Genomic DNA, 12,890 nt, shown 5'->3' with positions numbered 1-12,890 from the left:
GAACTTGCAAAGTTGTGAATTACTGATTAGCCTAATGTTACTAAATCAATAATTCACTAACTCACTAATTCAATAATTAAAATCTAAAGTGAGAGAACGCTTTGTTGGCTTCAGCCATTTTGTGCGTATCTTCTTTCTTTTTAACTGCTGCACCTTCACCTTTAGCTGCTGATATGATCTCGCCGGCTAATTTCTCCATCATGGTTTTTTCACCACGACGACGGGCATAGCTGATTAACCATTTCATACCTAAAGCGATTTTACGCTCCGGACGAACTTCGGTTGGTACCTGGAAGTTAGCACCACCAACACGACGGCTTTTAACTTCAACTGCAGGCATAACATTGTTTAAAGCCTTTTTCCAGGTTTCTAAACCGCTTTCGCTGGTTTTCTTTTCAACAATATCAACTGCGTTATAAAATATAGCGTATGCGGTAGATTTTTTACCATCATACATCATGTTATTTACGAACCTTGTAACCAGGGTATCATTAAACCTTGGATCAGGAAGGATAATTCTCTTTTTTGGTTTTGACTTTCTCATTGCTTTCTATCCTCCTTAATTATTTTTTCTTCTTAGCTGGTGCGCCCTTAGTAGGTGCAGCTACCTGACCTGGTTTAGGACGTTTTGTTCCGTATTTACTACGACGTTGGTTACGGCCGGCAACACCTGATGTATCTAACGCACCACGGATGATGTGGTAACGTACACCTGGTAAATCCTTAACACGACCACCGCGGATCAAAACAATAGAGTGCTCCTGTAGGTTGTGGCCTTCACCTGGGATGTAAGCATTTACTTCTTTTCCGTTGGTTAAGCGCACACGGGCAACTTTACGCATTGCTGAGTTTGGTTTTTTAGGGGTAGTGGTATACACGCGTGTGCATACTCCTCTTCGCTGTGGACAGCTGTCCAACGCTGGCGACTTACTCTTGTCAACCAGAGCTACTCTACCTTTTCTAACTAATTGCTGAATAGTAGGCATTTTTTCCTTTTTGTATTTACAGTTTTATCCTTATTTTAAGGACTGCAAAGGTACGGAGTATTTTTTGATTTTCAAGGGATTGCGCAGAAAAAGTTTTGTAAAGGGTTGGTTTGGTGGATGGAAGGGGGCATTGGGGGGTAAAATGTTTATTTAGCAAGCTTTTGAAACTCTATGGCGATATCATTTATAATAATATTTGTTTGCCGACAGATATCGCGAAAAATGTCAATATACAAATCATCATTAGAAAGTGGTATAGTGATTTTGTGGTCGCCAGAAATTCTATGATCTTTTATTTTATTCCAATGAGCTTTGAACTCTTTACAAAGGTTCTTATTAATTCGATTTAAAATCAATTCAAATACCTGTAAAGTAGACAACTCTCTTTTTGAGACTTCGTGAAAAAAATCCATTTTATCTCCATTGCAAAAGTCTAAAAAAATCCTTTTTAATGAAGATAAATCGATGTTGTCTGGACCTATCAATTTATACAATTCACTATTACAATCGACAAATTCTTTATATGTGTTTGTGTTAGGATATTTTAAGTATGGATTGTGAATCTTTTTAAAGACTTTCAAATTTAAAACATAATTTATACTTTGAAAAGCAGATTTTAGTCCTTCAACTGGATCATTGCTTTCTACCCACTCTCCCCGAAATGCTTTTGACATAAAATTATAAAAATCACCATCATCTGTTATAAACAAGGGGTCTCGTATTTCGAATGAACTCCAATAGTTTTGTTCTTTTATTGGAAGTTTAGAAAGATAAATAAGCATGACACAAACAGATAGATGGCCGTTACTTTGTTTCCTTTTGCCATACCAAACTTTGTCAAAAAATATTTCATCTAATTCTGAATCATTTTTATCTTTTAGATAATGTGAAGAGAGTTTCAACGTTCCTCCAGTAACATCGTCTTGTAAATAATATATCTCCAGCTTATTTGAATATTTCGACAAAACATCGATCTCAAAGTAAATCAATTCAAGTTGGTCTCCTCCTTTGTGAATCAATTTTGAATAGTTGCCTTGATCAATATATTTTTTTGAGTTCGCTAGGAAATGCTCCGTTAAAATATCTTTTGATGGAAAAAAAACATGCGTGTGGATTGGTTTTGATTCAGGTATAATCCTGTTATTAATTGTTGATTTTGAATTAAATGACACCTGATATAATAAAACGTCTTCATTTATATGCCCTTTCCCCTCCATTTGCAGTTCTTTCATAATTGACATGACTTCGGAGTGGCACAAATCGATCCTATCGGATACATCAAGCGCAGAAATCCCTACAAAACTTTCGTTCCAAGTTTCAATTGAAAGGCTTAATATTTTGTCCTTGTTCATCTTTGGCTCTAAGTTTTTTAGAACTTTGAAAGAAAATCTCCCGGGCTTGCGGCTAGCTTTCAAAGGTCATTGGATAAAAATATTTTTTTCTAATGACGATATATAAATTTATGGGATGTTAAGTATAGCAATAGCATTTTTAGCCGAAAGTGGAACGCCTTTTCCCATTTGAAATTCCTTTAAGGATTTCTTAGCTATTTTGGCTATCTCGTTCCTACGTGCTTCAATTTGTCGCCTTTGTAAAATTTCAAGTAGCATTTCCCTGGATGCAAAATCCAGTTGCATAATATCTTCAAGCGTTGAGTCAAAGGGAACCATGATTAACTGTTTAAACAAAAATACTGAAAATTGTAATATTGCAGGCGTGTTGCTTGTAGCTTCTATCAGAAAAATAACTTTCGTTCTTGATCCACTATGTGGCTGTCTTGCTACTTGATACTAACTACTTGCTACTTTCCTATGGCAATGCCTGCGGCCCGCGCTGTCTGTTCATACTGCACCGGCCTTAGCCACATTGGCCGGTATCCACGTCCATCGCTATTGCGGGGTTTAGGATACAAATAAGTTTTTCAGGTCAGTTTAGTAACGGGGCGGCAACCTATATAAACAAACAAAGCGGTGATTACTCACCGCCTTGCCATCAATCACTCACAAACAATCACTCAAAACAATTTCTTTAATTAGTAGTGGTTATATCCACCCTGGTTGTAATCATGGTCGTGGCCATGTCCGTGGTCGTCATGATCGCGGTCGTGATACCTGCCGTGATGGTTTCCTCGTCCATATCCATCGCGTACCACACAACCCGATGATACCGATACTACTACTGCTGATATTAATAGTGCAAATGCAACAAATCTCTTTTTCATGGTGTTTAATTTTAATGGTACCTGTTAATTAAACAACGTACATATATATGACGATTTGTTTTTGAAAAGGATTAACCGAGGGGGCATTTTATTAAAAACCCGCGTCGATGATCTGCTGGTAATAGGGCGATTCTGGCAGGGTAAACTCTTTGGCTTTCAGCATCCAGGTTTTATAATCGGCCAGGTTGCCCGTGTTTTTGTAACAGGTTGCCATGTTAAATGCCAGTTCGCCTTTTGCATCCGATTTTTTATCGGGTGCGTTCGATATACCTTTTTTATAGGTCGCGATGGCCTGCTCAAATAACTTTTTCTTCATGTACGCGTAGCCCAGCTCCTTATAAAAAACCATATTATCGGGCTTATAGGGTATGGCTGTTTCCAATACTTTTATCGCACTATCATATTGTTCTAAAACATTATAAGCAAAGGCAAGCTCAAATTCCACCTTCGGCTCATGTGGTTTTAGCAGGTTTGCTTCATTCAGGTAACTTAACGCAATTGCCGATTCGTTACGGTCATTATAGATCCGTCCCCAGCGGTAATCATGGGCTACGGTATCTGTATAGGTGTAATAGGTTTTTATCCAGTCAGGCTCCGCTTGTATACCAAGTTCAACAAAGTGTTTAGGTTGTAAAAGGGCATATAACTCAGAAGTCTCTGAAATTCGATATTTTATCGACTGGTTTTTAAACATTACAGTATCTCTTACATATTTATTATTTTTATCTACTTTAAAAAGACCCCGAAGATCAACAGTAAAACCGTTTTTATGGTCAATATAGATATAACCAAAAAAATAGTGTTCATCTGCATCTCTTTTAGATGTCACCACCCACTTTTTTTCGAGTTTGGTATACCATTGATCAAATTTTAACGATGTATCCGTATAGGTTTTGGATTGCGCCATGCTAACCGTGCATCCGCAGCATAGGATCAATAATAGGAATAGGTATTTCATAGCCTTTAAATATAGGTTACCAGCGCGTTATTATCAACAAAAAAGCCTCCAACTTTTTACAGTTGAAGGCTTTTTTTATTATGGCGCTGCCGGTTTTGGCGGCGGTGGCGGATGCGGCATATTCTTCGGTGGCGCGCAACTGGTAGCTAAAGTGGCAATCATTGCAGCAAGCAACAGTATACCGGTGAATTTCTTTTTCATAGTAGTATGTTTTATTGATATAATATAAGTTAGCTGTTAATTGTTTTCAAAACTATTAACTTAGGTTTTTACAATTCTATCATTATGAAAAAGTTATCCTTACTGATTATTCCTTTTTGCATCCTCGCCGGTTGCAAGCCTAAGCCCGCAGCCAATAACAGTGATACAGTATCCGGCGATGCTGCCTTCCAGAAAATTGCCGACGACTACCTCGACGGTTACCTGGCCTGGCGCCCAGCCAATGGTGTAGCCCTTGGATATCACCAATACGATGGAAAGGTTACCGATATCAGTAAGGCCTCTATCGAAAAAGAACTGGCGCGGTTAAAAGATTTTGATACCAAACTTGACTCCGCTGATACTGCATCGTTTACCCCCAAAACATTTTACGATTACCGTATTTTACACTCGGCCATTAAACAGGAACTCTGGAATTTCGAAGACCTGGGGATTTACACTAAAAACCCCATGACCTACGCAGGCGCGGTTGACGTAAGTATTTATATAAAACGGAATTTTGCACCGATAGCGGATAGGGTGAAATCTATCATCGCGATAGAAAAACAGGCCCCTAAAATGATGGCCGATGCCCGGCTAAACCTGAATGATACCCTGGCGAAACCATATGTAGAAACCGCTATCCAGATAGCAGAAGGCTCGGCTGCTTTTTTGGGAGGTGACTTGAAGGTGGCCCTAAAAGATGTGAAGAACGATACGCTCATGAAAACCTTCAACAAGGTTAACGCAGCTGCTATAGCAGCTGTAAATGATTTTGCGGCTTATCTGAAAAAGGAAAAACTCCCCAAAGCCAATAACAAATACGCAATAGGCACCGCCAGCTATCAAAAAATGCTGTTATACAGCGAAGGGATAAAACTTACGCCCGATAAGGTATTGGAAATTGGCCTGGCCCAGTTAAAAAAAGAACAAGATTCGTTTAATGCCGCGGCCAGGGTCATCAACCCTAATAAAAAACCGGTTGATGTATATCACGACCTGCAAAAAGACCATCCAACTGCCGAAAGCCTGATTCCGGATGCTAAAAAGAACCTGGAACAGATTCGCCGGTTTTTGATTGATAAAAACATCGTGACCATGCCATCGCAGGTGCGGGTTAAGGTGGAGGAAACACCGCAATACGCCCGCGCAACAGGTACCGCATCAATGGATACCCCCGGTCCGTTTGAAACTACCGCCACCGAGGCCTATTATTATATAACACCGGTTGATCCTAAATGGACGGCTCGGCAAAAAGAGGATTGGTTAAAACAGTTTGACTATTATACCACCGACAATGTAACCATCCACGAAGCCTACCCGGGCCACTATACCCAGTTTTTGCACCTGAATGCATCGTCGGCTACCAAAATTGAAAAGATTTTCGGCAGCTACGCTTTTGTTGAAGGCTGGGCCCACTATTGCGAAAAAATGATGGCCGACGAAGGCTACGGCCACAACGGCGATTCTGTAAAGGCAGCCAAATACCGCCTGGCACAATCGGGCGATGCGCTGTTGAGGCTTTGCCGCTTATGCGTATCCATCAAAACCCATACTCAGGGCATGAATGTAGATGATGCCACCAAATTTTTCATGAACAACTGGTACCAGGGCGATAAGCCATCGCGCCAGGAGGCCATACGTGGTACCTTTGATCCGGGCTACCTGTTTTACACCATTGGCAAGCTGGAAATCCTGAAACTACGCGATGATTACCAAAAGCAGGAAGGGGCCGCTTTCTCCCTCAAAAAATTCCACGATACAGTGCTTGACCACGGTATGCCGCAAATTGGTATGCTGAGGGAAATCATGCTAAAGGATAAAAGTTCATGGGGAGAAGTACTGTAAAGGGCTGAAGCTTGTGCCACCCATATATCATAATTGGTTGGATAGCTAAAGATAGGTTTTTTAGCGAATTTTAAAATGGACCGAAATGGTGAGTATCTGCCCGGCTGCTGCTCAAACTATTGGCAATTTCACCGGGATAGAAAATTTTTTACACCCCAACCGAGAAATACAACACCCACCCAATAAATAATAACTGCAGCGGTACCCTGAACCACAGGTACCCGGGGCCGCTGCCATCGTAAGTGGCTTTTTCAAAGTTGATATGTTTTAGGGCGGCGTTAATATTTGCAGGTAGCATCAGCACAAACATTACCAATAAGGCAATACCGGTGACATGCCTGGTTTGCGAAAATAAAAGAGCGATACCCAATGCAGGTTCCAATATGCCGGTAATGTACACTAAGGGCTTTTTAAAAGGCACAAACGCAGGCATCATCATTACCATACCATCGGTAAACATAAAATGGCCTAACGCGGAGAAACACAGCATAAGCATCATGGCCAGGTTACCGCTGAAAATGAGATTCCAATCGCCAATAAAAAAATGGGAGACGAGGGCGGAAAGGGTGAAAGCTGAAAGCAGGACGATGAGGACTTTCATATATGAATTTTCTCTACGCCTTTATCAAATGCTCCCCCTCAATCTTCTTCTGCAATTCCAAAATAGCACCAATCAAAGCCTCGGGGCGGGGAGGGCAGCCTTGTACGTATACATCAACGGGGATCACCCGGTCAACACCTTTTACAACGTGGTAGCCGTGCTGCCAGTACGGGCCGCCACAGTTGGAGCATGAACCCATAGATATCACATATTTAGGTTCGGGCATTTGCTCGTACAGGCGTTTAATGCGTTCGGCCATTTTAAAGGTAACCGTGCCGGCTATAATGATCACATCGGCCTGGCGGGCTGATGGACGGGGGAAAACACCAAAACGATCAAGGTCATACGTAGATGCCATAGAACCCATCATTTCAATAGCGCAGCAGGCTATCCCGAAGCTGAGCGGCCAAAGGGATGATAAACGCGCCCAGTTAAGCAGGTCGTTCATTTTGGTGATCACTACACCGCCGTCTTCGCTGGTTATATCGCTACTCATTTGTGGGCTTTTTAAAAGTGGGTTTAAACATGGGCTTGCGTACCGGGGGCGCCTCTGCCGGGGCACCGGCAGCAACAGGATCCGGTGAAACAGGTTCGTTGGTCATGCTAAATGGTTTTACAACAAACTTGCCCTGTTCCAGGTTCAATTGTTGGTAAAACGATAGCGGGATGTTTACATCGGTTGTGGGCACGGTTGGTTTGGCTTTTATCCATTCCAAATCGCCTTTGGCCCAAACGTAAACCAGGCCTAAAATCAGGATACCTAAAAATATAAACATCTCTGCCAGCGAGAACCATCCCCAGCGGCTATCGGCGGCTATCAGCTCGTGGTTGCCAAAAACGGTGGCCCAGGGAAATACAAACACCATCTCGACATCGAACAATAAAAATATTAACGCAATAACGTAAAAACGCGAATTAAAGGGCAGCCAGGCATTGCCGGTAGGCTCTTCGCCACATTCATAGGAAGTTAGCTTCTCGTAATTGGGGTTGCTGGGGGCCAGTAACCTGTTGAAAAAAAATATCACGCACACCATTATTATCCCGGTGATAAGAAAGATGAGTATCTTTCCAAATTCTGATATTTGCGAAACCTCGGTCATGACAACAAAATTAACAAAACAAACAGATTTCGACGCAATAATTATTGGCGGCGGCGCCTGCGGACTCATGTGCGCGGTACAAGCCGGCTTTTTAGGCAAGCGTACGCTCATATTAGAAAAAGCCGACCGTGTAGGGGCCAAGATCCTGATTAGCGGTGGCGGCCGCTGCAATTACACCAACCTGTACGCTACCGACCGGCAATTTATATCGCAAAATCCACACTTTTGTAAATCGGCCTTTTCGCAATGGACGGTAGATGATACCATCAGCTTTTTTGAAACTTATGGCATCGTAGGCAAAGAAAAGACTTTAGGCCAGTTGTTCCCCGAGAGCGATAAGGCCAAAGACGTTGTAAACGTATTTACCGACCTGTGTACCGACCTTGATCAACTTATATGGTGCAATGCCGACGTAAAACTGGTTGAGAAAACTGAGGATGGGTTTACCGTTCGGGTTGAGATTAATGGCAGGCAGGAATTTATCAGTGCGCCAAGTGTGGTTATTGCAGCGGGTGGTTTACCCATCCCCAAAATGGGCGCTACCGATTTTGGATTGAGGACTGCACGCCAGTTCAGTTTAAAAATAGCAGATACCGCGCCCGCGTTGGTGCCGCTTACGATTACAGGCAAAGATCAGCCATGGTTTGAGCAACTGAGCGGCAATAGCATTTTTTGCCGTGTTTGGAACGACAGGGCCAGCTTTGAGGAAAATATCCTGTTTACCCACTGGGGATTGAGCGGCCCGGCCATATTGCAGATCTCCTCGTACTGGAAACCCGGTGAAACCATCAATATCGACCTGCTTCCCAACCAAAACATTGCCGACCTGATTCAGCAGGAAAAAGAAACCAACGGCAAAAAAATGCTGCTGGCCTACCTGGCTGGCCTGTATACCCGCAAGTTTGCCGAAGCATTAAGCGATAGGCTCCCTGTTGAGAAAAACCTGGCATCGCTCACCAAAACCGAGATTGAAGATATCAGCCAGCTGATCCACGAATTTAAAGTAAAACCCGCCGGCGATAAAGGCTACGACAAAGCCGAAGTAATGCGCGGCGGCGTATCCACAGATGAACTATCGTCCAAAACCCTCGAAGCTAAAAAAGTCCCCGGCCTGTTCTTCGGCGGCGAATGCGTGGATGTAACCGGCTGGCTTGGCGGCTACAATTTTCAATGGGCCTGGGCCAGTGGGTTTGTGATTGCGCAGAATATATAGGGAATAACATGGAATAAATGTAGCGATCCCCCTGTCATGCTGAGGTACGAAGCATCTATTCGCAAACTTTGTAAGTGCCTATGCAAGACGTATAATAGATCCTTCACTACGTTCAGGATGACAGATGGTGTTCCTTTACCGTTCCACTATCTCATAATTCCTATACTCCCCAATCCGCCATCCTGTATACTTCTCCACAAACTGCAAAAATTTACGCCTAAAAGTCATCGCTTTGCGCAGTTCTTTGGTGCTGAAATCAATATTCCAGTTGGTGGCGGTAATGCGTTTTTGTATAGGTGCAGGGTGGGTATCGGTAAAACGTACCAATTTATCGGCGTTGCTGTAGTCAAACTCAAAAGTTTCGGGCAGGTTTTGCTCCATCCAGGCATCGTCGTGGTAAAACTTATTGAAGTTGCGGATCTTGTTATTTAATCCCTGCGGGGGTTTGGCCCAGCCGTAATGGTAAATGTAAGCATCAATCAGCTTAACTTTAATCTTCCGGTCGTTAAGGCGAAAACCCTGCGCATCGCGGTAGGCATGAATGCCTTTGATATTTTTTACCAGGCGGATCTCGCGGCGGTACCACCTGCGCGAATCGCCATAGTAATCATAGGAGCCGTAAAAGTGAAGGTATTTAAACAGCAAGCCTTCAATGTTGGGCTTGCTTAAGGCATCTTCCATCTCCTTTTTGATTAGGGGATGGTATTTTTCGTGCACTGCCTCATCGCCCTGGATATAAAATGCCCAGTCGCTATCCGGCGATATGGCCGCGAAAGCCTTATCTGTTTCAACCGCGAATACACGGCCGCCATCTTTCAGCGAATCGTCCCAAACGGTATCTATGATCCTGATTTTAGGTGATCCGATGGCCTCAATCAGTTCGCGGGTACCATCGTCAGAGTTCCCGGCGGCTACAATAAACTCATCACAAAGGGGTAAAATAGAGTTAATGGCCTCGACAATAGGATAATCGTTTTTAACCGCGTTTCTGATAAATGTAAATCCGGATACTTTCATTAAGGCAAAGGTAATACAGTAGTCCAAATAATATCGAATAATGAATTTTGAATGTCCAACGCCGAAGTCTTCTGTTCATTATTCGACATTCAGTGTCCGATATTAAATCATTTAAGATTCTTAGCTTAATGACATTGGTATATCGGCGTATGAGTATACAGCCCGGCCAGCGGGATTGCCCTTTCAACTACTGCAAACCGCCCACTGCAAACTAATTCAACGCCGGATTTTCGGGGAAATTGGCTATATGCGCGTAACGGTTGCCCAGGCCTTTAATTACATCTTTCCATAAGTTGTGCTCTTCACCTTCAAAAAGGGTTTCGGGGGCAAACTTGTCGGTTACTATCCAGCTGTCGGCGGCAATTTCTTCGTCGAGTTGCTGTGGTGTCCAACCGGAATAGCCGGCAAAAAATTTAATCTCGGTTTCGTTAAGCTGGTAGTTGCTCACCAGTTTTTTTATTTGTTCAAAATCGCCGCCCCAGAATACGCCGGAAGCAATTTCAATACCGCCGTCAATTTTTTCGGGTGCCCGATGAATAAAGTGCAGGGTGTTTTTGCCCACGGGGCCGCCTTCATACACCGGCATTTCGGAGTAGGATACATCGGGCAGTACGTCGCCAAGCATATATTCGCCATGATGGTTTAAAATAAAGCCCATGGCACCGTCGGCAGAAAATTCTGTGAGGATAATGACCGATCTTTTAAAGTTCGGGTCCATCATAAATGGTTCCGAAATAAGCAGACGCCCGGCGGCTGCCGATATAGTACTTAACATACAGGTTTAAATTTAAATAACACAACAAGCTTACTGAAAATATGTTCAAATGTGAAAATGAAATATATCAATATATACGGATTAATTAATTAGTAAGTTTGCACAAATGGACGAGCAGCAACTACAAAATTTAAGGCAGGAATATTCTGCCGCTACTTTATTGGAAAACAGCACCAAGGCCGACCCGATGAACCAGTTTGAACAATGGTTTAACGAAGCGCTGGCCGCAAAATTGCCCGAACCTAACGTCATGACACTGGCTACGGCAACTACAAACGGAAAGCCATCGGCCCGTATTGTTTTGCTGAAAGGTATTAATAAAGAGGGGTTTATGTTTTATACCAATTACCTGAGCCGCAAGGGTAAAGAAATAACTAAAAACCCGCATGGCGCTATTACCTTTTTTTGGGGCGAACTGGAACGCCAGGTGCGCATTGAAGGTACATTGGAGAAATTGAGCAAGGAAGAATCTGAACGGTATTTTCACTCGCGCCCTATAGACAGCCAGATAGGTGCATTGGTATCGCCGCAAAGCCAGGAAATTGAAGACCGGAAAGTACTGGAAGAAAAACAAGCCCAGCTTACAGCCGAATACGAAGGCAAGGAAATTCCGAAACCATCATACTGGGGAGGATATATTTTAAAGCCACAGCTTGTAGAGTTTTGGCAGGGCAGGCCAAGTAGGCTGCATGACCGCATCCTTTACAAGAAAACTGATAAAAAAACCTGGAAAAAAGTACGTTTGGCCCCATGATGTTTAACGACATTAAATTATTACTCACCAAAAAATTTGGCGAGGCTGTTATTGCCGGCGAAGAAACCGGCGGCTTGCAGCCTGCCTTGCTAATTAACCCCGATGATATTGACCGGGTATGCCTGGAGTTGCGTAACAACCCCAAAACATATTTCGATTTTTTATCGAGCATCAGCGGGCTGCACTATAACGATGAGGCTAATCGTTATGGTGTGGTTTATCACCTCGCATCTATTCCTTATAAAACACAGCTTACCTTGAAGATAAGCAAGCCCCACGACCGCGAAAGCGACCAATTGCCTGAATTTAAAAGCATTACTGCCATATACCGCACTGCCGACTGGCACGAACGCGAAGCTTACGACCTGTTAGGCATCTTTTTTACCAATCATCCCGACCTGCGCCGCATTTTATTGCCTGATGACTGGGATGGTTTCCCGTTGAGAAAAGATTATAAAGCAGCGGAGTATTATAAGGGTATTAAGATAGATTAAATAAGCAGGATGAGGTAAAATGCACCTTAGGTGCAACCCGTTTGTAGCAAGAACGGCCCAAAATATTTTGCCTCGTAGAGGCTACCCTCACTACCATGCATGTTACCTTGCAGCCTGGGTTTGCACCTACGGAGCAATTTATTTTTTTTAACAAATGCTACAAACAGGTAGCACCTAACGGTGCATAATTGCATCTGGCTAAGCAATTACATATAAACTGCAGGAGAGGCCGTTTTTACGGCTTTTTTTATACCAAATTTTCAATATGATAACGTCCAATTCCCGGCTTTGTTAATTTTTGTTAAATAATTTTGTTATTTACGAACTATTCGTAGATTTACGAAATAATCGTAGTTAATAATGGAAAAATTATCAAAACAAGAGGAAGAAGCCATGCAGGCGGTATGGCAATGCGAGGTGGGTTTTATAAAAGATTTTCTTGACCAGATGGAGGAACTCAAGCCGCCATATACCACCCTTGCATCAACTATAAAAAAACTGGAACGTAAAGGTTTTTTAAAGAGTGAAAAAATGGGCAATTCCCTGCGCTACAGCGCGGCCATTAAAGAGGAAGAATACAAAAAACGCTTTATGAGCGGTTTTGTGAACGACTACTTCCAAAACTCCTATAAAGACCTGGTAACCTTTTTTGCCAAGGATAAAAAGCTAAGCGCAAAAGACCTGCAAGAGATTATTAAACTGATTGAAAAACAATAAACCCCAAA

17 protein-coding genes are annotated in these 12,890 nt (G+C 42.8%); 5 read left to right on the top strand and 12 right to left on the bottom strand.

Going from position 1 to position 12,890, the window contains the following annotated elements; genetic code table 11:
- Nucleotides 1–76: 76 nt before the first annotated feature.
- The 7 genes from rpsG to AC1DXF_RS26035 form a co-directional block, all read right to left on the bottom strand.
- Nucleotides 77–544: a 30S ribosomal protein S7 gene (gene rpsG, locus AC1DXF_RS26065; RefSeq protein ID WP_090645082.1), complete on the bottom strand. Its 468-nt coding sequence runs from the start codon at nt 542–544 to the stop codon at nt 77–79.
- Between the two features lie 19 nt (nt 545–563).
- Nucleotides 564–986, bottom strand: a complete 423-nt coding sequence (gene rpsL, locus AC1DXF_RS26060) for a 30S ribosomal protein S12 (RefSeq protein WP_090645085.1) — start codon at nt 984–986, stop codon at nt 564–566.
- Between the two features lie 146 nt (nt 987–1,132).
- Nucleotides 1,133–2,338, bottom strand: a complete 1,206-nt coding sequence (locus AC1DXF_RS26055) for a hypothetical protein (protein ID WP_477451630.1) — start codon at nt 2,336–2,338, stop codon at nt 1,133–1,135.
- A gap of 108 nt (nt 2,339–2,446) precedes the next feature.
- On the bottom strand, nt 2,447–2,656 hold the full coding sequence (locus tag AC1DXF_RS26050; protein WP_477451629.1) for a hypothetical protein: 210 nt from the start codon (nt 2,654–2,656) through the stop codon (nt 2,447–2,449).
- A 362-nt stretch (nt 2,657–3,018) separates the two neighbouring features.
- Entirely contained in the window at nt 3,019–3,207 is a 189-nt protein-coding gene (locus AC1DXF_RS26045; protein ID WP_477451628.1) for a hypothetical protein, read from the bottom strand.
- Between the two features lie 91 nt (nt 3,208–3,298).
- A complete protein-coding gene (locus AC1DXF_RS26040; RefSeq protein WP_477451627.1) occupies nt 3,299–4,165 on the bottom strand; it encodes a tetratricopeptide repeat protein in 867 nt (288 codons plus the stop codon).
- A 78-nt stretch (nt 4,166–4,243) separates the two neighbouring features.
- Complete coding sequence (locus tag AC1DXF_RS26035) at nt 4,244–4,366, bottom strand: hypothetical protein (RefSeq protein ID WP_477451626.1); 123 nt, start codon at nt 4,364–4,366, stop codon at nt 4,244–4,246.
- 84 nt (nt 4,367–4,450) lie between these two features.
- Between AC1DXF_RS26035 and AC1DXF_RS26030 the strand changes: the two genes are divergently transcribed.
- Nucleotides 4,451–6,211 carry a DUF885 domain-containing protein gene (locus AC1DXF_RS26030; protein WP_477451625.1) on the top strand — a complete coding sequence of 587 codons (1,761 nt, stop codon included), beginning with the start codon at nt 4,451–4,453 and terminating at the stop codon, nt 6,209–6,211.
- Between the two features lie 148 nt (nt 6,212–6,359).
- Here AC1DXF_RS26030 and AC1DXF_RS26025 read toward each other — a convergent pair whose 3' ends face one another.
- From AC1DXF_RS26025 to AC1DXF_RS26015, 3 genes are read right to left on the bottom strand one after another with little or no spacing between them, the layout of a single operon-like run.
- On the bottom strand, nt 6,360–6,812 hold the full coding sequence (locus tag AC1DXF_RS26025) for a DoxX family protein (RefSeq protein WP_477451624.1): 453 nt from the start codon (nt 6,810–6,812) through the stop codon (nt 6,360–6,362).
- A gap of 13 nt (nt 6,813–6,825) precedes the next feature.
- The gene (locus tag AC1DXF_RS26020) at nt 6,826–7,308 is read right to left on the bottom strand and encodes an NADH-quinone oxidoreductase subunit B (RefSeq protein ID WP_184549335.1); all 483 of its coding nucleotides are present in this window, start codon (nt 7,306–7,308) and stop codon (nt 6,826–6,828) included.
- On the bottom strand, nt 7,301–7,912 hold the full coding sequence (locus tag AC1DXF_RS26015; RefSeq protein WP_477451623.1) for an NADH-quinone oxidoreductase subunit A: 612 nt from the start codon (nt 7,910–7,912) through the stop codon (nt 7,301–7,303). Before AC1DXF_RS26015 ends, AC1DXF_RS26020 begins: the two co-directional genes overlap by 8 nt.
- Between AC1DXF_RS26015 and AC1DXF_RS26010 the strand changes: the two genes are divergently transcribed.
- Nucleotides 7,911–9,125, top strand: coding sequence for a BaiN/RdsA family NAD(P)/FAD-dependent oxidoreductase (locus AC1DXF_RS26010; RefSeq protein ID WP_477451622.1), 1,215 nt, complete (start codon nt 7,911–7,913; stop codon nt 9,123–9,125). The genes AC1DXF_RS26015 and AC1DXF_RS26010 overlap by 2 nt on opposite strands.
- Nucleotides 9,126–9,260: 135 nt before the next feature.
- On the opposite strand, the gene AC1DXF_RS26005 is transcribed toward AC1DXF_RS26010, so the two are convergent.
- Together AC1DXF_RS26005 and AC1DXF_RS26000 are read right to left on the bottom strand one after the other, a co-directional pair.
- On the bottom strand, nt 9,261–10,142 hold the full coding sequence (locus tag AC1DXF_RS26005; protein ID WP_477451621.1) for a glycosyltransferase family protein: 882 nt from the start codon (nt 10,140–10,142) through the stop codon (nt 9,261–9,263).
- Nucleotides 10,143–10,353: 211 nt separating this feature from the next.
- Nucleotides 10,354–10,917 carry a YqgE/AlgH family protein gene (locus AC1DXF_RS26000; protein WP_477451620.1) on the bottom strand — a complete coding sequence of 188 codons (564 nt, stop codon included), beginning with the start codon at nt 10,915–10,917 and terminating at the stop codon, nt 10,354–10,356.
- Between the two features lie 106 nt (nt 10,918–11,023).
- Between AC1DXF_RS26000 and pdxH the strand changes: the two genes are divergently transcribed.
- The 3 genes from pdxH (at nt 11,024) to AC1DXF_RS25985 (ending at nt 12,882) form a co-directional block, all read left to right on the top strand.
- Nucleotides 11,024–11,671, top strand: coding sequence for a pyridoxamine 5'-phosphate oxidase (gene pdxH, locus AC1DXF_RS25995; protein ID WP_477451619.1), 648 nt, complete (start codon nt 11,024–11,026; stop codon nt 11,669–11,671).
- Nucleotides 11,668–12,165: an NADH-quinone oxidoreductase subunit C gene (locus AC1DXF_RS25990; RefSeq protein WP_477451618.1), complete on the top strand. Its 498-nt coding sequence runs from the start codon at nt 11,668–11,670 to the stop codon at nt 12,163–12,165. Before pdxH ends, AC1DXF_RS25990 begins: the two co-directional genes overlap by 4 nt.
- A 360-nt stretch (nt 12,166–12,525) precedes the next feature.
- Nucleotides 12,526–12,882, top strand: a complete 357-nt coding sequence (locus tag AC1DXF_RS25985) for a BlaI/MecI/CopY family transcriptional regulator (RefSeq protein WP_477451617.1) — start codon at nt 12,526–12,528, stop codon at nt 12,880–12,882.
- The last annotated feature ends 8 nt before the right edge of the window (nt 12,883–12,890 follow it).

This window comes from Mucilaginibacter sp. P2_A5 (assembly GCF_056404995.1).
This window is presented reverse-complemented; position numbering and strand designations above follow the sequence as displayed.

What these genes read in the sequence shown, in the direction of transcription:
- rpsG (WP_090645082.1), bottom strand. Translation starts at nt 544, where the DNA reads ATGAGAAAGTCAAAACCAAAAAAGAGAATTATCCTTCCTGATCCAAGG.
- rpsL (WP_090645085.1), bottom strand. Translation starts at nt 986, where the DNA reads ATGCCTACTATTCAGCAATTAGTTAGAAAAGGTAGAGTAGCTCTGGTT.
- AC1DXF_RS26055 (WP_477451630.1), bottom strand. Translation starts at nt 2,338, where the DNA reads ATGAACAAGGACAAAATATTAAGCCTTTCAATTGAAACTTGGAACGAA.
- AC1DXF_RS26050 (WP_477451629.1), bottom strand. Translation starts at nt 2,656, where the DNA reads ATGGTTCCCTTTGACTCAACGCTTGAAGATATTATGCAACTGGATTTT.
- AC1DXF_RS26045 (WP_477451628.1), bottom strand. Translation starts at nt 3,207, where the DNA reads ATGAAAAAGAGATTTGTTGCATTTGCACTATTAATATCAGCAGTAGTA.
- AC1DXF_RS26040 (WP_477451627.1), bottom strand. Translation starts at nt 4,165, where the DNA reads ATGAAATACCTATTCCTATTATTGATCCTATGCTGCGGATGCACGGTT.
- AC1DXF_RS26035 (WP_477451626.1), bottom strand. Translation starts at nt 4,366, where the DNA reads ATGAAAAAGAAATTCACCGGTATACTGTTGCTTGCTGCAATGATTGCC.
- AC1DXF_RS26030 (WP_477451625.1), top strand. Translation starts at nt 4,451, where the DNA reads ATGAAAAAGTTATCCTTACTGATTATTCCTTTTTGCATCCTCGCCGGT.
- AC1DXF_RS26025 (WP_477451624.1), bottom strand. Translation starts at nt 6,812, where the DNA reads ATGAAAGTCCTCATCGTCCTGCTTTCAGCTTTCACCCTTTCCGCCCTC.
- AC1DXF_RS26020 (WP_184549335.1), bottom strand. Translation starts at nt 7,308, where the DNA reads ATGAGTAGCGATATAACCAGCGAAGACGGCGGTGTAGTGATCACCAAA.
- AC1DXF_RS26010 (WP_477451622.1), top strand. Translation starts at nt 7,911, where the DNA reads ATGACAACAAAATTAACAAAACAAACAGATTTCGACGCAATAATTATT.
- AC1DXF_RS26015 (WP_477451623.1), bottom strand. Translation starts at nt 7,912, where the DNA reads ATGACCGAGGTTTCGCAAATATCAGAATTTGGAAAGATACTCATCTTT.
- AC1DXF_RS26005 (WP_477451621.1), bottom strand. Translation starts at nt 10,142, where the DNA reads ATGAAAGTATCCGGATTTACATTTATCAGAAACGCGGTTAAAAACGAT.
- AC1DXF_RS26000 (WP_477451620.1), bottom strand. Translation starts at nt 10,917, where the DNA reads ATGTTAAGTACTATATCGGCAGCCGCCGGGCGTCTGCTTATTTCGGAA.
- pdxH (WP_477451619.1), top strand. Translation starts at nt 11,024, where the DNA reads ATGGACGAGCAGCAACTACAAAATTTAAGGCAGGAATATTCTGCCGCT.
- AC1DXF_RS25990 (WP_477451618.1), top strand. Translation starts at nt 11,668, where the DNA reads ATGATGTTTAACGACATTAAATTATTACTCACCAAAAAATTTGGCGAG.
- AC1DXF_RS25985 (WP_477451617.1), top strand. Translation starts at nt 12,526, where the DNA reads ATGGAAAAATTATCAAAACAAGAGGAAGAAGCCATGCAGGCGGTATGG.